This is a genomic window from Streptomyces sp. NPDC003691 (assembly GCF_053981115.1).
The window spans coordinates 13,577-31,987 of sequence record NZ_JBSFNQ010000084.1; the positions used below are offsets into that span (position 1 = coordinate 13,577).

Sequence of the window (18,411 nt, forward strand, 5' to 3'; positions counted from 1 at the left end):
AATTGAGCAGTGTTAGATTTTCTTCACAGTGCACAACTTTCCTGTGCGGGGTGAGGTGTTGCCGTGGCCGCCGTCGTAGGGTCGCCGTATGCCTGCGGAAGAACATGCGACGCCCATGCCCGCCTCACCCGCCCCGCCCGCCCTGCCTTCTCTGCGGGAGCGGCGCCGGGCGGCCGCCACCCGGGAGATCCTGGAGGCAGCCGAGCGGCGGATCGTCCAGGACGGCCCGGTGGCCCTGTCCCTGCGAGCGGTCGCCCGGGATCTCGGCATGACCGTGCAGGCGCTGTACCACTACTTCCCGAGCTGGGCCGATCTGCTCACGGCGCTCATCACCAAGGCGTACGACGACATGGCCGACGCCGTACAGACCGCCGTGCAGAACGCCGCAGAGACCGCCGCGGTGTCCGCGGGGGCGGAGGCGGAGGATCCGGCCGTGCCCGGGATCATGGTCGCCGCGGAGGCGTACCGCCGCTGGGCCGTCACCAACCCCGAGCGGTTCCAGCTCCTCTACGGCACACCCCTCCGGAAGTACGCGGCACCCGTCGGCGGTCCCACCACCCAGGCCATGGTCCGGATCGGCGCGATCTTCCAGCGCGAGATATTCGGCGGATTCACCCGGGCCCAGTTGGCGGCGGCCGACGCCCCGCCGCTCTCCGCCGGCCTGCGGGCCCATCTGGAACAACTGCCGCCGCAGGGTCTGGGCGCCCTGCCCCCGCCCGCCACCACACTCCTTCTGAGCGCCTGGGGGCATCTGCACGGACTGGTCGTCCTGGAGGTGTTCGGGCACACCTCCTTCCTCGGCGAACACCGGGCCGAGATCTTCCGCCGGGGGGTGCGGAACCTGGTGGAGGACGTCCACCGCCGGATTCCCGCGGCGGAGGACACCGACTCCCCGCCGGAGGCCGCGGACCACCGGATCCCCGGCGCGTAACGGGCCGCGTCCGAAGGACTTCTGACCGGGTGGCGGCCGCGGTAGCGCGGGTGAAACAGAACGGAAGGCCCGCCGATGCCGTATCACCGCGTCGCGGATGCGCGGGCCGCCGATAGTGAGGGCGTTCGCAGGAGGAGGTCCGCGGACACCGCGGACCTCCCACCGCCCCCCCACCCCGCACGGAGGCTTTTTCTCGTGTCACCGACGACCGACCACCGCAGTGCGCCGCCCCGCCCGGCCGGCCGCGCCCGCCGCCGCGCCCTGGCCGTCTCCGCCCTGGTACTGGCCGGCCTCCAGACCGGCACCGGCCTCGCCTCCGCCGCGCCGGGCGACAGCGGGAGCCGGTCCGCCGCGCCGGGCAACGACAGGAGCCGGTCCACCGGGCCGGGACTCCAGTGGCAGCTCTGCGCCACCGCGGCCGTGAACTGGCCGCTGAAGAACGACACCCGCACCGAATGCGCCGAACTGGCCGTACCGCTGGACCACGCCAAACCCCAGGGCCGGAAGATCACCATTGCGGTGAGCCGGGTCCGGGCCACCGGCGGGCAGGCGACCCGGCCGCCCATCGTGGCCGTACTGGGCGGACCCGGGTTCTCCAACATCACCGACTCGGCCTCGATGGCCCGGCGCGGACTCTCCTCGCTCAACACCGACCGCGATTTCATCGGGCTGGACCTCCGGGGTGCCGGATACAGCGACCACATCGCCTGCGCCGAGCAGCCGTTCGCCGAACCGGCGCCGACCGCACCGGAGAAGGCCTTCAAGAAGGCCGAATTCGACCAGCAGGCCGAGTTCAACAACCGCTGCACCGCCGTCGACCGGGAGTTCGCCCGGCAGCTGACCCCGGAGAACACCGCCCGCGACATCGACCGGCTCCGCGCCGCGCTCGGCGCGGAGAAGATCAGCTTCTACGGGGCCTCCTTCGGCACCGCCGTCGGACTGGCCTACCGCTCCCTCTTCGACCGCCGTACGGAACGGGTCTGGCTGGACTCGGTGATGCCGCCGACCCGCCACTGGCCGACCATGGACCGCGAAACCGAGGCGGTCGGCCAGGAAGAAGGCACGCCGTTCGTGCCCTGGCTCGCCCAGCGCGACGCCGAGTACGGCATGGGCGCCGACGCGGCCACCGTACGCGCCCGGCTGGGCGAGCTGCGCGGCGAACTGGACAGGAAGCCGCGCGTCGCCGCCGGTGGCGTACGCGTGTCGGGGCCCTGGGTGCTGGACCAGGTCGTGCGCCCCCAGGAGGAGTGGGACGACGCGGCGAAGAACCTTGTCGTGGTACGCGACGGCGGTACGCCGACGGCACCTGCGGCGCCCCCGGCCGCGGCCACCCAGCCCGGGGCCGCGGCACCCGGGAAGGCCCCGTTGAAGCCCCGGTCGGCCACCGCCCCGGCCACGCCCCCGGCGGCCGGTGCCGCCCCGACGGCCGTACGCTCCGCCGGGCTGGGCAAACCGCGCAGCGGCTTCAACAGCCTTCAGTACAACGCGATGCTCTGCAACACCACCACCGCGAGCCGCGGCTTCGGTGAGCTGTGGGCGGCCCGCGAGTCCCGCCGCAAGGCGGACCCCCTCCAGGGCGGGATGCACTTCACCGTCTGGTGCGCGAACTGGCCCATGAGCGCGCCCGCCGCGCGCCCCGGCCCCGGCAACAGCGCGCTCCAGCTGTCCGGCCACCTCTACGAGGGCGTCACCCCCTACGTCTGGGCCGAACAGGCCAGGGACGCCCACGGCGCCACCCTGCTCACCATGCTGGACTCCGGGCACGCCGATCTGCCCGAATCGCCGTGCGCCGACAAGGCGCTCACCTTCTTCCGCACCGGGCGGACTGCGGACGGCACCTGCGGCGGCCCGCGGTCCTGAGCGGGAACACCACAGTCCTGAGCGGGAACACCGCAGCGCGGGGCCGGTCCCGGTGGAGGCCACCGGGACCGGCCCCGCGCTTGATGGCATGCCGGGGCCGTGGCACGATCCTTGCGCTGCGCCGCGACGACGATGTCGCAGGGGTGCCCGTCCGTGATCCGGGCCCGCCCCGCTCTCCGTTCCGGCCTGCGCGCGCCCGCGTCCGGCCCTGCCGGGACGCGGTTTCCCGCGGGCCGTTGCCAGGCTGCTCACAGGCCGTTGCCAGGCCGTCCCGAGGCTGGAGTACGTTTCCGATGTCGCCGTTCCAGGGTTCTCCCAATGTCCTCTTCGAGACCCGGGTGCGCGCCGTGCGCCGGCTGTCCCCCGGATTCGTCCGGCTCACCCTGCACGGCCCGAGCCTGGAGATCTTCGCTCCCTACGGCCTGGACCAGCGGGTGAAACTCCTGGTGCCCGGCGCCGGGACCGGGTCCGGGGAAGGGGTCGGGACCGGGGACGGCTACGCGGACACCTTCGACTCCGGCGGTGAGGTGCTCCGCGAAGCGCAGTGGCGGTCGAGATGGCGGGCGCTGCCCGAGGCGGAGCGGCCCGTGATGCGCAGCTACACCCCGAGCGGGATCCGGCCCGACGCCCGGGAGGTCGACCTGGACGTCTATGTGCATGCCAGCCCCGGCCCGGCGAGCGGCTGGGCGGCCGCCGCGCGGGAGGGCGAGCGGGTCCTGCTGTCCGGCCCCGACGTCCGCCGCAGCGACCCCTCGTACGGCATCCAGTGGAACCCCGGCAGCGCCGACCGGCTGCTGCTGGTGGGCGACGAGACGGCGTACCCCGCGATCCGCAACATCGTGTCCGGCCTCGGTCCCGCGGCCCGGGTGCGGGCCGTCCTGGAAGTGGGGGACACCGCGGACCTGGCGGTGATGGGGGAGTGCCTCGCGGGGCACGAGGTGACGGTCTGCCCGCGTACCGACGGGCCGACGGGAGGACTCACGAGGGCGGTTGAAGCCTGGGTCGAGGAGCAGGGAGCCGAAGCGGCGGCCCTGGGCGAGCGGTTCTACGCCTGGCTGGCGACCGAGAGCAAGCGGGTGGCCGGACTGCGCGACCTGCTGCGGGCCGCCGGTGTCGCGCCGGACCGGGTGCACGCCCAGGGGTACTGGCACGACCGGTAACCAGCGTGTGCACAGGGTCATCCGGACAGCTCCGCGCCTCCCCCGCGATGGCCGGTATCTGAGACCGATCTTGTCTTATTAGGTATACCTAAGCTAACTTCCGGGAGGCAGTCGCACTCTCGTGAACGGAACCACCCCATGAGTCCGCTGAGAACCTTCGGCACCCCCCGGCGTCTCCTGACGGCGATCACCCTCCCCGTCGTGGCGGCCCTGGTCCTCACCGGATGCTCCGGCGAAGGGGACGGGAAGGGGAAGAGCGACGGTTCCGGCAAGGCGTCCGGTACGCACGAGGTCCAGCACGCCCGGGGCACGGCGAAGGTCCCCCAGCAGCCCAAGCGCGTCGTCGTCCTGGAACCCGTACAGCTCGACACCGCGATCGCCCTCGACGTGGTCCCGGTCGGCGCGGCCCTGTTCAACGAGAAGGACGGCGTCCCCGCGTACCTGGGGAAGAAGGCCGGGAGCATCAAGTCGGTGGGTACGGTCCCCGAACCGAACATCGAGAAGATCGCCGCGCTCGACCCGGACCTGATCCTCGGCACCGAATCCCGGCACTCCGCCCTCTACCAGAAGCTCTCCTCCATCGCGCCGACCGTGTTCATGGCCACCCAGACCGACCCGTGGACCAAGAACGTCGAGCTGGTCGCCCGCGCCCTGGGCAACGAGAAGGGCGCCGCCGACCTGCTCGGCAAGTACCAGGCGCGGTGCGCCGAGGTCGCCGCGGCCCATAACACCAAGGGCCGGACCGCCCAGCTCATCCGCCCCCGCGACGGCGTACTGAGCCTCTACGGCCCGACGTCCTTCGCGGGCAGCACCCTGGAGTGCGCCGGGTTCACCACCCCGAAGCGGGACTGGGCCGGCGATATCTCGGTGGACGTCTCCCCGGAGCGGGTCGCCGAGGCGAAGGCCGACCTGGTCCTGGTCACGGCGGCGGACGTGAAGGCCGCAGACGCCGTCCCCGAGTCGATCCGCGGCAACGCGAAGGTGTTCCCGAAGCCGTACGCCGTGGACCAGTCCTTCTGGATTGCCGGGGTCGGCCCGCGCGGCGGAATGGCGGTCCTCGACGACCTCGACCGCATCCTCGCGGCCGAGAAGTAACCGGCACCACCGCCCCAGCGACCGGAGCTGCTGAACAACCGTGGCACTGATACGCGCCCGGAAGACGGAACACCCGCTGCCAACCGCCCCCGGCCCCGGCACGCGGGTGTCCGCCGTCCGGGTGGGCGGCGCGGTGGCCGTACTTGTCGTCGCCATCGTCGCCTCCCTGCTCGTCGGCGCGAACCCGCTCTCCCCGGCGACCGTGCTGGACACCCTCCGGGGCGGGGGCGGCGACGAGTCCCGGTTCGTCGTCTGGGACCAGCGGGTGCCGCGCACCATCGCGGGGCTCGCCGTCGGCGCGGCCCTCGGCGTCGCGGGCGCGCTCATCCAGGCGTTCACCCGCAACCCCCTCGCCGACCCGGGCATCCTCGGCGTCAACGCGGGCGCCGCGTTCGCCGTCGCCTGCGGTATGACCTTCCTCGGGATCACCAGCCCCTTCGGCTACGTCTGGCTGTCCTGCCTCGGCGCACTCGTCCTGACCGCGGTGGTCTACGGCATCGGCTCCGCCGGACGGGACGGCGGCGGGCCCATCCGTCTCACCGTCACCGGCGTCGCCGTCGGAGCCGTCTTCTCCGGCCTCACCACCGGACTCGTCCTCACCCACCCGGACTCTTTCGACCGGATGCGCGGCTGGAGCGCGGGCAGCCTGCTGGAACGCGGCTACGACGTCCTCCTTCCCGTACTCCCCCTGCTGGCCCTCGGCATCCTGCTCGCCGTCCTGGCCGCACCCGGACTCAACTCCCTCGTCCTGGGCGAGGACGTGGCACTCGCCCAGGGCGTCGACGTACGCCGGGTCCGCCTCACCGTTCTCGCCGCGGTCACCCTGCTCGCGGGCGGCGCCACCGCGGTCGCCGGGCCGATCCTCTTCGTGGGCCTGATGGTTCCCCATGTCGTCCGCTGGGTGGTGGGCACCGACCAGCGGAGCATCATCGCCGGATCCCTGCTCGTCGCCCCGGTCCTCGTCCTGGTGGCGGATGTCCTCGGCCGGATCGCGGTCCTCCCCAGCGAGATGCCCGCCGGAGTCGTCACCGCCTTCGTCGGCGCCCCGGTCCTGATCGCCCTCGTACGACGCCGGAGGGCGAGCGGCCTGTGAACACCGCGGTCAACACCCCACCACCCCGGGCCAACACCCCACCGCCCCGCGCCGGCACCCTTCTCACCGCCGGACGCCGCCGGATACGCGTCGGATCCGACCGGCTCAACATCGTGCTCGGCGTACGGCCCCTCCTCACCGCACTCGCCCTCACGGCCGCACTCGCCGCCGGCCTGGTCACGGCCCTCGCCCTCGGCGACTTCCCACTCACCACCGGCGAAGTCCTGGGGGTGTTCACCGGCCGGACCCAAGGCTTCGAGCGCACCGTCGTCCTGGAATGGCGACTGCCCCGCGCCGCCGGAGCCGTCGTCTTCGGCGCCGCGCTCGCCGTCGCGGGCGGCGTGTTCCAGGCCGTCACCCGCAATCCGCTCGCCAGCCCCGACATCGTCGGACTCGCGAACGGGTCCTTCACCGGAATGCTCATCGCCCTGCTCCTCCTCGGCGGCAGCTGGCCCCTGCTGACCGCGGGCTCCCTGATCGGCGGACTCCTCGCCGCGTTCGCCGTCTACCTGCTCGCCTTCCGCGACGGACTCCAGGGCTTCCGGTTCATCGTGGTGGGCATCGGCGTCTCCGCCATGCTCGCCGCGGTCAACACCTGGATGCTGCTCCGGGTGGACGTGGAGACCGCCCTCTTCGCCTCCGCGTGGGGCGCCGGCACGCTCAACAGCGTCACCACCACCACAGCGGTCCCCGCGGGCGTCTGCGTACTCCTCCTCCTGGCGTCCCTCCCGTTCCTGACGCCCGCGCTGCGCCAGCTCGACCTCGGCGACGACGCGGCCCGGGCCACCGGCGTCCGCGTGAACCGCGCCCGCCCGGCGGCCGTCGCCGTCGCCGTCGCGCTGGTGAGCATCGTGACCGCGGTGACCGGACCGGTCGCGTTCATCGCCCTGGCCGCACCGCAGATCGCCCGCAGACTCGCCGGAACCCCCGGCATCCCGTTCGGCGTGACCGCACTGGCGGGCGGAGCGCTCCTGCTCGGATCCGATCTGATCGCGCTGCACATCATCCCGCTGACCGTGCCGGTCGGAGTGGTCACCATCGTCCTCGGCGGCGGCTACCTCGTCTGGCTCCTCGTCCACCAAGCCAGAGAACGCCCATGACGACGCACCCCTCATCCGCACGCGTCCCGGCCGCGAACCCCTCGTCCGAGGAGGCCCGGCCGGACCGCGACCGGCTGCGCGCCGAAGCCCTCACCCTCGGCTACGGCGGCCGCACCATCGTCGAGGACCTGGACCTCGTGGTACCGCCCGGCTCCTTCACCGTGATCATCGGCCCGAACGCCTGCGGCAAATCCACCCTGCTGCGCGCCCTCGCCGGACTGCTCCCGCCCACCGCCGGAACCGTGTTCCTCGACGGCAAGGACATCACCACCTACCGCCCCAAGGCGGCGGCACGGCTCCTCGGACTGCTGCCCCAGACCGCCACCGCCCCCGAAGGCATCACCGTCGCCGAACTCGTCGCCCGCGGCCGGTACGCCTACCAGCGCGCCCTGCGCCAGTGGTCCCGGGCCGACGAACAAGCCGTCGGGGACGCCCTCGCGGCAACGGGCGTCGAGGAACTGGCGCCCCGGCGGGTCGACGAACTCTCGGGCGGCCAGCGGCAGCGCGTGTGGATCGCCATGGTCCTCGCCCAGGAGACCCCGCTCGTCCTGCTCGACGAACCCACCACATTCCTCGACATCGCCCACCAGATCGACGTCCTCAACCTGCTCCACGATCTCAACGAACGGGGCCGCACCGTCGTCGCGGTCCTGCACGACCTCAACCAGGCCGCGCGCTACGCCTCCCACATCGTCGCCATGAAGGACGGCCGGATCGTCTCCGCGGGCCCCCCGGCCGACACCATCACGGCGGACCTGGTCCACGAGGTGTTCGGCCTCCCCAACACGGTGATCCCGGACCCGGAGACCGGCACCCCCCTCGTCGTCCCGACCGACACCCGCTCGGCGCGCTAAGGAGTCTCTTCCGGGTCGGGCCGGATCACCTCGGCGAGATCCGCGGCGCCGGCGAGTACGAGGCCCCGGAGCCGGATGGCGTAGGCCCGCCGCTGCATGTCCGTCCCGTGCCCGGCGACGGTCCCGGCCAGTTCGCGGGCTTCGTCCGTACGTCCCCGGGCCAGCGCGGCCACGGCGGCGAGGAATGCTCCGGTGGCATCGGTGAGCAGCTTCGGCCGGGCGGCCAGGATCAGCTCCAGCCGTTCGAAATCCCCCCGGTCGAGGGCCGCGAAGGCGTGCTCGGCCGCGGTGCCCTGGTCGGTGACGATCTCGAAGACGTCGTCGTGGGAGAGGGTCTCGCCGAGCCGGAGGACGGCGAGATGCTGACGCGTCGCCGGTGATTCCGTTCCGGCGAGGAGCTCCCGGGCTTCCGGGGTGTCCAGGGTGGCGATGTGCGCGTCGAGGAAGTCCTTGGAAGCGTCCCAGTCGGGGGTGGCGATCCACGCGTGGAGCAGTCGGCGTGTCTCGTGGAGGAGCCGTCCGCGGTCCAGGAAACCGTCGAGGCCCTGGGCATCGATCTCGTTGAGGACGGCGATCAGGCTGTTGACGGCCGGGTCTTCGGGGAAGAGCGCTGCCGCCAGCTCCAGATGCCGGTGGAAGTCCGTCCGCCGGTCCCTGGCATTTCGGCGGAGGTAGTCTTCCGCGGCGGGCCAGTCGGCGATCCGGGCCCACTCCCCGGTCAGGTCCAGCAGCCCGTCGGGCAGCGGTACGAAGGCCCAGTCCGGCAGCCGGGAATCCTGAAACCCGAAGGTCGTCGCAACGGCCCGCACCTGGTGCCGGGCCTGCCGCAACGGCAAGGGGGAGCCTTCGGCGCAGGCGAGTGCGGCCAGCACGAGTTCCTCGACGGCACGCTCGGCATCGCCGTCCACGGCGAGGAACCCGGCGTGACAGGCACGGAGCCCCGCTTGGGCGAGGGGGTGGTGGGCCAGCTCGTTGAGGACGCTGCGCCAGGTGGCACGGGCCTGGGAATCGCTCTGATACCGGTTGAGATCGTTCAGGCAGCTCGCGAGGCCGGAGAGGTGGGCAGCCGGACTCGTCTGGACGAGGATCCGGTACAGAGCCACAGCTTCGGTGATGGTGCCGAGCGCTGCTTGCCGGTCCCCGGTGGCGGCCTGCTGGTCGGAGAGGTTGCTGAGGGCCTCGGCGAGGCCGGGCAGGTGGGCCGCGGGGTTGCTCCGGGCGAGGGCGCGGTAGTGGGTGACGGCCTCCGCGATGGTGTCGAGCGCTGTCCGGGGGTCGCCGTTCCCCGCCTGCCGGCGGGCGAGATTGTCGAGGGCCCTGACGAGGTCGGGCAGGTGGACCGAGGGATTGCTGCCCATGAGAGCACGGTAATACGTGACGGCTTCGGTGATCGTGTCGAGTGCAGCTTGCGGGTCCCCGGTGGCGGCTTGCTGGTTGGAGAGAGTGTTGAGGGCTCCGGCGAGATCGGGCAGATGGGCTGCGGGGTCGCTTTGAGCGAGGGTGCGGCGGATGGTGACGGCCTCCGCGATAGTGCTCAGTGCAGCGGGTGAGTCCCTGATGGCGTCCTGCATGTTGGCGAGGTTGTTGAGAGCTCCGGCGAGGTCGGGCAGGTGGGCTGCGGGGTTGCTCCGGACGAGGGCGCGGTAGTGACCGACGGCTTCGACAATGGCGTCGAGTGCCGCGGGTGCGTCTCCAGTCGCGAATCGGTGATTGCAGAGGTTGTTGAGGGAGTTGGCGAGCTGGGGCAGGTGGGCTGCGAGGTCCTTCTGGGCGAGGGTCCGGTAGTGACCGACGGCTTCGGTGACGGTGTCGAGTGCCGCTTGATGGGCCCCCGTTCTGGCCTGCCTGACAGAAAGGTCGTTGAGAGCCGTCGCAAGGTCGGGCAAGTGCACCGCGGGGTCGTTCCGGGCGAGGACGCGGCGGATGGCGACGGCTTCGGCGCTGGTACCGACCGCCGCCGGTCGATCCCCGGCGGCGGTCTGCCTGGCGGAGAGGATGCCGAGGGCCGTCGCGAGGCCCGGGAGGTGCGCTGTCGGATTCGCCTCGACAAGGGTCCGGTAGTGGGCGACGGCTTCGTCGGCGGAGCCGAGTGCCGCCTGCGGGTCCCCTTCACGGGTCTGTCTGCCGGAGAGGACGCCGAGGCTGCCGACGAGGTCGGGGAGGTGGGCTGCGGGGTCGTCCCGGGCGAGGGCACGGCGGATGGTGACGGCTTCCGTGGTGGTGCCGAGTGCGGCTTGCCCGTCCCCTGTGGCGGATTGGCGGTCGGCGAGGTTGTCGAGGGAGCGGGCAAGGCCGGGGAGAAAGGTGATGGGGTCGTGCCGGACGAGAGTTCGGTAGTGGGCAGTTGATTCTTCGGCAGAGCCGAGTGCGGCCTGCGATTCCCCTGCGGCGGATTGATGGTCGGACAGGCTGTTGAGGGTGGCGGCGAGGTGGCGGAGGTGGGCCGCGGGGTTGTCCCGGGCGAGGGCGCGGTAAAGGCCGACGGTTTCGGCCATGGCGCTGATTGCCGCCTCCTGCTGTCCCGTTGCGGTCAGCCGAAGACTTACCCGATGCACCTGAGCGGCAAGTTCCACGACCTCTGTGCTGTCATCGGCGCGGAGTATCTCCAGACGGTAGTAGTCGGCATGCAGCCCGAGTCCGGGCAGGCTGACCGTGGTGAAGGGGATCTCGCCGGACAGTTCCAGCAGCCAGGTCGCGTCCGAGGTCTCCTCGACGAGCCCTCGGATCGCGGAGTACGCGGCGCCGAGCTGCTCCGCCGCGACCGCGAAAACCGGCCTCCAGCGGTCCGCCCCGCCCGCCGCCCATGACATCAGCATCGCCGTCGCGCTACCCGGCTCCGCAGCCGCCGCACGGTTGAGCTGCCGCAGCGCCGCCAGGAGCCGTTCGTCGTCCAGGCCGTCCAGGACCGCGGCCAGCAGATCCTCGTCCTCACGGAGTTCCCGCAGCGTGAGATGGTCGGCGATGGGGTCCGGGCGCAGGGCGAGGGGTTCGCCCGGGCCCGGTTGCAGACAGGCGGTCAGGGTGGTGCGTACGGTCTCGCGCCACTGGGCGTCACCGGCCAGCTCGCCCACCGCACTCAGCGCGGCGGTGACCTCCTTCCGTGTGGTGGGCGCACGCAGCGTCAGGCCGGCGACGGCACGGTTGAGCACGTCGAGCGGAGCGTCGGCGTACTTCCCCAGACCGGTGTTCCGCCGGTACGCCTGGGCCCAGTAGGCATGCTCATGGGCGAGGACTTCCTCGTACAGGTCCTCGCGCGTGGCGGGCAGCCGGTCGGGCGCCCGGGCGGCGAGGAGGGCCAGCAGGATGTGGTCCAGGGTGGTCCAGTCGGCCGGGGCCGCCCGCTCGACGGCCTCCAGGTCGAGTTCGCCGTCGGGGCCGTGCCGGAAGGCGCGGGCGGCACGGTGGAAGAGGGCAGCGCCCGCCGGGTGCTCGGGCGGCAGGGCAAGAGGGGTGTCCTCGTGGACGAGATGCCCGTCCCGGTGCCACGCCTTGCGCAGCCCGGTGAGCCACTGGCCTTCGATCGTACGGGCGGTCATCACGACGACGGCGGGCGCGGCGCCACGGTCGGTACGCCGCTTGAGTACGGTCAGGAGCTGCTCGGCGTCGGCGGTACGGGCGTCGGCGTAGTCGAGGACGACCAGGGTGGGGGAGACGACCGTGCCCAGCCAGTCCCGTCCGGTGGCGCCTTCCCGGAGACAGCCGGTGTACCAGCCCTCCTCGACAGCCAACCGATGCGCCAGCTCCAGGGCCAGCCGGGTCTTGCCCGCGCCGCCCGCACCGTGGACGACGACGACACCCGTATACACACCGGCGGCGATCCCGCGGCACCAGTCGGTGAGGACGGTCAGCTCGTCCCTGGCCTGGAACGGCACCACCGCGTGCTCCGCCTGGAGGACCTGCAACGGCCGGTGGACCCGGGGGTCCAGCGGAACGTACGGCGGTCGCATCGGCCGGTCTGCGGGGCGCTCGGCCGGGGTGTGGGTGTCGCGCTCGCGCCAGGCGCGCCCGATGTCGACGGCCAGCCGCCAGCTCCACCCCAGGGCATACCGGGCGCCGGCACGGACGGCGTCGTCGAAACCGGCGCCGGTGCCCAGGACGGGCGAGGACGGCAGGGAGCGCGCGACCCCCACCGGGTCCAGGACCAGCAGCGGTCGCGACGGCCCCGAGAGGTCGGCCTGGACGAGGTCCCCGAAGCCGTCCGGGCGCCCGGCCCACACCTCCGCGTCCGGCACCGGGACGCCGTCCGGATCACCGGGGCCGGGTTTGTCGACCCATACGGCGAGCAGGGCGTGGGCGGCGCGCCCCGGTTCGGGCGGGTCGACGACGAGCACGAGCGGATGCAGCCCGGCATGGAGACAGGCACCGGCCAGCACCAGTGCCAGGTCCAGGCAGGTGGCGTGCCCGGGGCACCACAGGACCTCGGCGGGCTGGCGGACGACCTGGCGGTCCGGGTCGTCGGAAGGCGCCTCGTACGAGTAGGTGATCCCGGCCCCGGCCAGCGCCTCGTACACATCCCGCGCCTGCCCCAGGCGGCTGTCGGCCGGCGGTCCGGGCAGCCGGACCAGCGCCGCCACCTCGGCGGGCAGTACGTACTTCGCCAGCGCGGCCGGCTCCCCGGTGAGGGACCAGCGGGGCCACGAGCCCGCACCGCTCACGGCGCCACCACCGCGAAGGCGTCGGACGCCGACAGGTCACCGGCGCCCGGCACGGCCCGTACGCTCACCCGCAGGTCGTACAGGCCCGCCGGGAGACCGGGCAGGTCCGCCGCGTACGCACGGTGCTCCCCGGCCCACTCCAGCCGTACCTCCGCGACCGCGGCCCGCGGGCCGTACACCGGCCGTACGGTGGCCCACACGGCGAGCCGGGCCGCACCGGTGACCGCCTCCGGCGGCAGCCCGTCACCGCACAGCCGCACCCGGAGCGGGATCGCGGCACCCTCCGGGTGGAGTTCGTCCAGGTCCAGTCCGAGGGCCGCCTCGCGTTCCTCGCCGCGGGCCGCGGTGAGCCTCTGCCGCTCCTCGTAGCGCTGCACCAGGCCGGGGATCCAGCCCTCGGAGACGATGGGGCCGTGCCGGTCGCGGGTCCGCCAGCCGGAGGTGTCGTGGCCGTCCAGCTCCACCGGCACGGCGGAGAACGCCGGTACGGTCCCGTCGCCGTGGTCCTGCTCCCAGCCCGCCAGGTCCAGCCAGGACGGCCGCTCCTTGGCGACCGTCAGCGCCCGGCCGTCCCACACGGCCGAACCCGCGGTGCGGTGGCTCCAGCCCAGCCGGGGCACGATCTGCGGCTCGGCCCCGGTGCGCGGCATCGCCTCCCACGCCTCTTCGATCTCCCGGTGGAGGGCGAACCCCCGCTCCGCCAGGGGGCGCAGCCCGTCCAGGGGAACCTCGTGCGGATAGCGGGCGGTACCCGTCGCGGTGTCCCGCACCACCGGGTAGCGGGGGAGCAGTTCGCTCACCGAAGGCCACTGCCGCAGCAGTTCGCTCACCCCGTCGAGCCGTACCCCCGCCACCCGTACCCCGTTGGCCAGCAGGTGCAGCGCCTTGGGGGCCCCGCGGTGCGGTGTGGCCAGGGTGATCAGGGCCCGGCACAGCTCATGCCCGCCGAGCGGGCCCAGCCAGTACCGGGCGACCAGCCCGCCCATCGAGTGGGCGACCACCACGACCCGGCCCGCCCGCTCGGACGGCGCGAGGTCCTTCAGCCGCTCGTGGACGTCGGCCGCGAGCAGCCGCGCGGCATGGCGGACACCGAGGCGGAAGTCGTAGGGGAACAGCACCACGTTCGCACCGGGATTCCGCTGGCCGGGGTGGCCGGAGTCGAGGACGGCGTCCGGCAGCGCCGCAAGCCCCGCCACCAGCCGCTCGTACCCCGGTACGACGGTCCAGCCCGGCAGCAGCCGCTTGGAACGGATCAGCCCGGTCGCCCGCAAAGGCTCGTCCACCGCCAGCCGGTCCGGCTTCGCCAGCAGCCCGGCGATATCGCCGAACCCGGCGTCCCACACCGCATCCGGTGCTCTCCCGCCGCCCCGCTGCCGCTCCAGAACGCTGCCGCCGATGCCCGGCAGTACATACACGAGATGCCTGCGCGCCATGACGCCCCCCGCTTTCCCCACCCCGGGCCGCGGCCGCGCGACCCGCGCCGTGCGGCTCCTTGCTACCAGTAACAGCGCTGGGGAATAAGGAAGTTCCGGAGAAACGGGGCCTGGTGAAAACCCTTCGCGGGCCGCGCGGAAGCGCCGGTGCCCTGCTTGCGGGCACCGGCGCCCAGGGGCTTCGCTGAGGGGCCGGGTGGTCGCCCCGCGCGATCAGGCGGAGGCGAAGACGAACTGCTCCCAGGGCCCGATCTCGTAGGCGCGGGCGCGGAGCATGGCATGGCTCCCGCCGCCGTATCCCAGCTCGGTGGAGACGAAGCGGCCGTTCGCGGTGGACTGCAGTACGTAGCGGCCCGTCGCCGAGTTGTACAGCAGGCCGAACCGCTCCCAGGGGCCGATGGCGCCCGCGCGGGCCCGGAGCATTCCGTTGCTCGAACCGCTGTACCCCAGTTCGGCGGAGACGTAGAGCCCGTTCTCCACGGACCGCAGCACCCAGGCGGAGGTGCTGGACTGCCAGATCAGTTCGAACCGCTCCCACGGGCCGATGTAGTAGGCGCGGGCCCGGAGCATCGCGTGGTCCCCGCCGCCGTAACCCAGCTCGGCGGAGACATGCAGATTGTTCTGGACGAACCTGAGTGCGTAGACCGCGTTGGTCGATACGTCACTTCCCTCGACCGCCTTCCACCCCGCCGGGGCGGAGGAGACGGTCCGTTCCTGAGCGCCGGACGGCGGCGCGGTGAGCGCGGTGATGCCCAGCAGGGAGAACAGTAAAGCAAGAGTGACGGTGATGCGTCTCATGCCTTTCCCTTCTGATCGGCGGTCGTGTGCGCAAGCGGGGCGGGCCCGCTCAGGCGGGAGTCTGGCACAGGCGGGGACCGCCGAACGCGATGCCAACCGGTCATCGCGCGAGAGCGTTCCGGTGATCGGTACGCGGCCGTAACAGCCCTGTTGATCAGCGGAATTGCCGTCAAGTGGACCGATTCCGCCAGAGAACGGCGGGGAACCGCCCGGCCGCTGCGGAAGCTCTCGCACCCGGCGGGCACTCGTGGCGGATGAGCACACCGTGGCGGACGGGGAAGCCGCCCGGAAACGAGCGTAGGTGCCGGGGGCAGGTACCGCGGGCCGGGTCAGCCGAAGGTGAGGGCGTACGCCTGAAGACCCTTCTGGAGGCGGAGTTCGAGGCGTGCCGTGCGGGGCTTCTTGTCGTCGGTGAGCCGGTAGAGGGCCGGTGCGCCGGAGACCGTGAGGGTACGGGTGGGTTTGCCGTCGACGAGCACGGTCACCGTGCCGGTTCCGGCGAGGACCAGGTTGGCGTTCCGGGCGCGGTAGGTGAGGGCGAGGCGCGCGTCCGGCCCGGCGGTGAAGTGCTCGTATCCGGCGGTCCAGGTGCCGTCCAGCGAGACGCCGTTCAGACGCAGGGGGCGGGAGGGGAAGCGGTAGACGGTGGGTTTGCCGCCGACCAGAGGCGTTCCGGAGTAGCCGCGGATCCGCTGCGTACTGAGATACGTCTCCGGGGTACGGTCCCGGGCGAGGCCGTCCATGGCCCGCCCCGTGGGTTCGGGAAGGGTGACGGTGGGGTCGGCCTGCCGGAGCAGGTCGCGGATCATCGTCTCCGTCCGGTCGTACTGGCCCTCGCCGAACTTGAAGTAGCGGACGGTGCCGTCGGCGTCGACGAGGTACTTGGCGGGCCAGAAGCGGTTGCGGTAGTTGTTCCAGGTGGTGAGGGAGTTGTCGAGGGCGACGGGCCAGGTGACGCCCAGCTTGCGGGCCCCGGCGACGACGTTGCCGCGCTTCTTCTCGAAGGCGAACTCGGGGGAGTGGACGCCGATGATCCGCAGACCGGCGTCCCGGTAGGCCCGGTCCCAGTCGCGCAGATGCGGTGCGGCCCGCTGGCAGTTGATGCAGGAGTAGGTCCAGAAGTCGATCAGAACGACCTTGCCGCGCAGGCTTGCGAGGTCGACGGGCCTGTTGCCCGGGGTGTTGAGCCAGGAGTCGATGCCTTCGACCGGCGGGGCCTGGCCGCAGGAGCGCAGCTCGTCGGCGCCGTCCTCGCAGCGGGAGAGCTCCTTGTTGGAGTCGTCGTACAGCCCGGAGAGCTGCTGCCGGGCGATACCGCTGTCCTCGACCTTCCGCTGCGCCGCGGAGGTGTAGTCGGGCAGGGCCCGCTGGAGTGCGGTGGTGAGGTCGAGGGCGAGCGCCGCGGCCAGCGCGATCATCAGCAGTCCGGCGGTGATCCGCAGCCCGCGGGCGCGGGTGCGGAAGGCGGCGACACGTGCGGTGACCCGGCGGCCGGCGAGGGCGAACGCGAGCAGTGGGATCGCGGTGCCGACGGCGAAGGAGAGGGTGAGGACGACGATGTCGGCGTTGATCTCGCCGCGGGCACCGGCGACGGTGATCGCGGCGAGGACCGGTCCGGCACAGGGGACGTAGAGCACCCCGAGGCCGAGCCCGAGGACGAGCGCGCTGCCCTCCTTGTTCACCTGCCGCTGCGGAATCCGGGCGAACGGCCTCTCCAGCAGCCGCTCCACGGGCGGGAAGATCAGCCCGAGGCCGATCAGGACCAGCAGGGCCAGGCCGGTGTTGCGCAGGATGTCCTCGGGCAGCCCGAGCGCGGAGATGATCGTCACCCCGAGCAGGGTGAAGAGACTGAAGCTGAGAACGAGCCCGGCGACCACGGCGTACGGGCGGCGGTTGCGCGGGGGACGGGGTGGCGTCCGGGGCGGTGCTTCGACGAGCACCGGGCCCGCCGCGGCCGTACCGGTGCTCCCTCTGCCCGCGGTCCCGGTGCTTCGGGCGTTCACGGTGCTCCCCGGACTCCGCGCCGGTGAGGATTCCCCGGCCGTGCCCCCGGCGAGGAACACCACCGGGAGCACGGGAAGGATGCACGGGGATACGGCGGTGATGAGACCGCCGAGCAGGCCGATCAGGGCGAGAGTGAGCATGGTGACCGCCTTGTCGCTGGAACGCCGGACGCGTCCCCTCGGCAGCTCATTCGGACCCGTACCCCCCGGCGGATGGCACTGGGCCCGCTTCATCGCGGAATTCCGTGCCCGCCCGGCGGGTGGGACGACGGCGGCCCGGCCGAGGGGCAGGGGCCGGCCCGGTGCGCGGAGTGGGGTTCCTGCGCCATGCGGGTGGTGTCCGCGCGCCCGGCACATCCGGCGGGGCCACGGTGACGAACCGTCCGCGACCCCGGCCCGTCGGGCCCGGGGCATCAACCTGGGAGTAGTGGATATGCGCAATCGCAACGCCGCCGTGGCCGCGGTCGTCGCGCTGGCCGCCCTGTGCGCCGGACCCGCGTTCGCCGTGGGCGGCACCGTCGGCACCGCGCCGGAGACGCCGCCCGCACTCGGCACCCTGCCGCAGACGCCGCCCGCCGCGGAGTGGACGGGGCTGACCGCGATCGGCCTGACCGGCGATCAGCGGCTGGTCGGGTTCGACGTCCGCCGGGCGTCCGCGCCCTGGTCGCTGGGCAAGGTCTCCGGGCTCGCGGGGGACACCAGGCTCGTGGGCATCGACTTCCGTGTGCAGAACGGCATGCTGTACGGCGTGGGTGACCAGGGCGGCGTCTACACCCTGAACGCCTCGACCGCCCGGGGCGTCAAGGTGTCGCAGCTGACCGTGGCGCTCTCCGGCAGTGCGTTCGGTGTGGACTTCAACCCGGCCGCGAACCGGCTTCGGGTCGTCTCCGACACCGGCCAGAACCTGCGGCACAACATCGACGACCCGGCCGCCCCGCCGACCACCACCGTCGACGGAACACTCACCAGCCCGACCGCTCCGCCCTCGACCGCGCTCGGGATCACCGGGGCCGCCTACACCAACAACGACCTGGACACGGCGACCGCGACGACCCTGTTCGACCTGGACACGGTGGCCGACCGGATCTCGCTGCAGTCCCCGGCCAATGCCGGGACCCTCGCGCCTACCGGCAGCCTCGGGACGGACGCCGCGCCGGACGCGGGCTTCGACATCCACTACCACCCGGCGACCGGAACGAACCACGGCTTCGCCACGATCGGCACGGGCGGCGCCTACCGCCTCTACCACGTGGATCTGCTGACGGGGAAGGCCACCGACAAGGGTGCCTTCCCGGCATCCTGGCAGGTCACCGACCTGGCCCTGCCCGTCAATCAGTAGCAACTGTCTGGCCAACGCGCCGCTCTCCTCCCGCAAGGACGCCCGGGACGCGGTCGTCGCCGCGCGCAAGGCGTTCGGCGGCTGGTCCGG

The 18,411-nt window shown here is 72.6% G+C and carries 12 protein-coding genes and 1 pseudogene; 9 read left to right on the plus strand and 4 right to left on the minus strand.

Annotation, left to right across the window (positions count from 1 at the left end; genetic code table 11):
• The first annotated feature begins 88 nt into the window (after positions 1–88).
• The 7 genes from ACWDR0_RS28435 (at position 89) to ACWDR0_RS28465 (ending at position 8,093) form a co-directional block, all read left to right on the plus strand.
• Entirely contained in the window at positions 89–931 is an 843-nt protein-coding gene (locus ACWDR0_RS28435; protein WP_456354650.1) for a TetR/AcrR family transcriptional regulator, read from the plus strand.
• A gap of 195 nt (positions 932–1,126) precedes the next feature.
• Positions 1,127–2,791, plus strand: a complete 1,665-nt coding sequence (locus tag ACWDR0_RS28440) for an alpha/beta fold hydrolase (protein ID WP_456354651.1) — start codon at positions 1,127–1,129, stop codon at positions 2,789–2,791.
• Positions 2,792–3,084: 293 nt separating this feature from the next.
• Complete coding sequence (locus ACWDR0_RS28445; protein WP_456354652.1) at positions 3,085–3,951, plus strand: siderophore-interacting protein; 867 nt, start codon at positions 3,085–3,087, stop codon at positions 3,949–3,951.
• Positions 3,952–4,089: 138 nt separating this feature from the next.
• Positions 4,090–5,046: an ABC transporter substrate-binding protein gene (locus tag ACWDR0_RS28450; protein ID WP_456354653.1), complete on the plus strand. Its 957-nt coding sequence runs from the start codon at positions 4,090–4,092 to the stop codon at positions 5,044–5,046.
• Between the two features lie 40 nt (positions 5,047–5,086).
• Entirely contained in the window at positions 5,087–6,139 is a 1,053-nt protein-coding gene (locus tag ACWDR0_RS28455; RefSeq protein ID WP_456354654.1) for a FecCD family ABC transporter permease, read from the plus strand.
• Positions 6,136–7,239 (plus strand): FecCD family ABC transporter permease, encoded by a 1,104-nt coding sequence (locus tag ACWDR0_RS28460; RefSeq protein ID WP_456354655.1) that lies wholly within the window; start codon positions 6,136–6,138, stop codon positions 7,237–7,239. The genes ACWDR0_RS28455 and ACWDR0_RS28460 overlap by 4 nt, the downstream gene beginning before the upstream one ends.
• A complete protein-coding gene (locus ACWDR0_RS28465; RefSeq protein WP_456354656.1) occupies positions 7,236–8,093 on the plus strand; it encodes an ABC transporter ATP-binding protein in 858 nt (285 codons plus the stop codon). Before ACWDR0_RS28460 ends, ACWDR0_RS28465 begins: the two co-directional genes overlap by 4 nt.
• Here the strand turns inward: ACWDR0_RS28465 and ACWDR0_RS28470 are convergent.
• From ACWDR0_RS28470 to ACWDR0_RS28485, 4 genes are all read right to left on the minus strand, one after another.
• Positions 8,090–12,748, minus strand: a complete 4,659-nt coding sequence (locus ACWDR0_RS28470) for a hypothetical protein (protein WP_456354657.1) — start codon at positions 12,746–12,748, stop codon at positions 8,090–8,092. The two genes, ACWDR0_RS28465 and ACWDR0_RS28470, sit on opposite strands and share 4 nt — an antisense overlap.
• Positions 12,745–14,181, minus strand: a complete 1,437-nt coding sequence (locus ACWDR0_RS28475) for an esterase/lipase family protein (RefSeq protein WP_456354658.1) — start codon at positions 14,179–14,181, stop codon at positions 12,745–12,747. Before ACWDR0_RS28475 ends, ACWDR0_RS28470 begins: the two co-directional genes overlap by 4 nt.
• 213 nt (positions 14,182–14,394) lie before the next feature.
• Positions 14,395–14,979 carry a fascin domain-containing protein gene (locus ACWDR0_RS28480; protein ID WP_456354659.1) on the minus strand — a complete coding sequence of 195 codons (585 nt, stop codon included), beginning with the start codon at positions 14,977–14,979 and terminating at the stop codon, positions 14,395–14,397.
• Between the two features lie 329 nt (positions 14,980–15,308).
• The gene (locus ACWDR0_RS28485) at positions 15,309–17,123 is read right to left on the minus strand and encodes a redoxin domain-containing protein (RefSeq protein WP_456354660.1); all 1,815 of its coding nucleotides are present in this window, start codon (positions 17,121–17,123) and stop codon (positions 15,309–15,311) included.
• A 292-nt stretch (positions 17,124–17,415) separates the two neighbouring features.
• Here ACWDR0_RS28485 and ACWDR0_RS28490 point away from each other — a divergent pair, with 292 nt between their 5' ends.
• Together ACWDR0_RS28490 and ACWDR0_RS28495 are read left to right on the plus strand one after the other, a co-directional pair.
• Entirely contained in the window at positions 17,416–18,321 is a 906-nt protein-coding gene (locus tag ACWDR0_RS28490) for a DUF4394 domain-containing protein (RefSeq protein WP_456354661.1), read from the plus strand.
• A gap of 1 nt (position 18,322) precedes the next feature.
• Positions 18,323–18,411: pseudogene (locus tag ACWDR0_RS28495) on the plus strand (aldehyde dehydrogenase family protein); the annotation flags it as partial.

Coding starts and splice junctions, on each gene's coding strand:
- ACWDR0_RS28435 (WP_456354650.1), top strand. CDS start 89: ATGCCTGCGGAAGAACATGCGACGCCCATGCCCGCCTCACCCGCCCCG.
- ACWDR0_RS28445 (WP_456354652.1), top strand. CDS start 3,085: ATGTCGCCGTTCCAGGGTTCTCCCAATGTCCTCTTCGAGACCCGGGTG.
- ACWDR0_RS28450 (WP_456354653.1), top strand. CDS start 4,090: ATGAGTCCGCTGAGAACCTTCGGCACCCCCCGGCGTCTCCTGACGGCG.
- ACWDR0_RS28465 (WP_456354656.1), top strand. CDS start 7,236: ATGACGACGCACCCCTCATCCGCACGCGTCCCGGCCGCGAACCCCTCG.
- ACWDR0_RS28475 (WP_456354658.1), bottom strand. CDS start 14,181: ATGGCGCGCAGGCATCTCGTGTATGTACTGCCGGGCATCGGCGGCAGC.
- ACWDR0_RS28480 (WP_456354659.1), bottom strand. CDS start 14,979: ATGAGACGCATCACCGTCACTCTTGCTTTACTGTTCTCCCTGCTGGGC.
- ACWDR0_RS28485 (WP_456354660.1), bottom strand. CDS start 17,123: ATGCTCACTCTCGCCCTGATCGGCCTGCTCGGCGGTCTCATCACCGCC.
- ACWDR0_RS28490 (WP_456354661.1), top strand. CDS start 17,416: ATGCGCAATCGCAACGCCGCCGTGGCCGCGGTCGTCGCGCTGGCCGCC.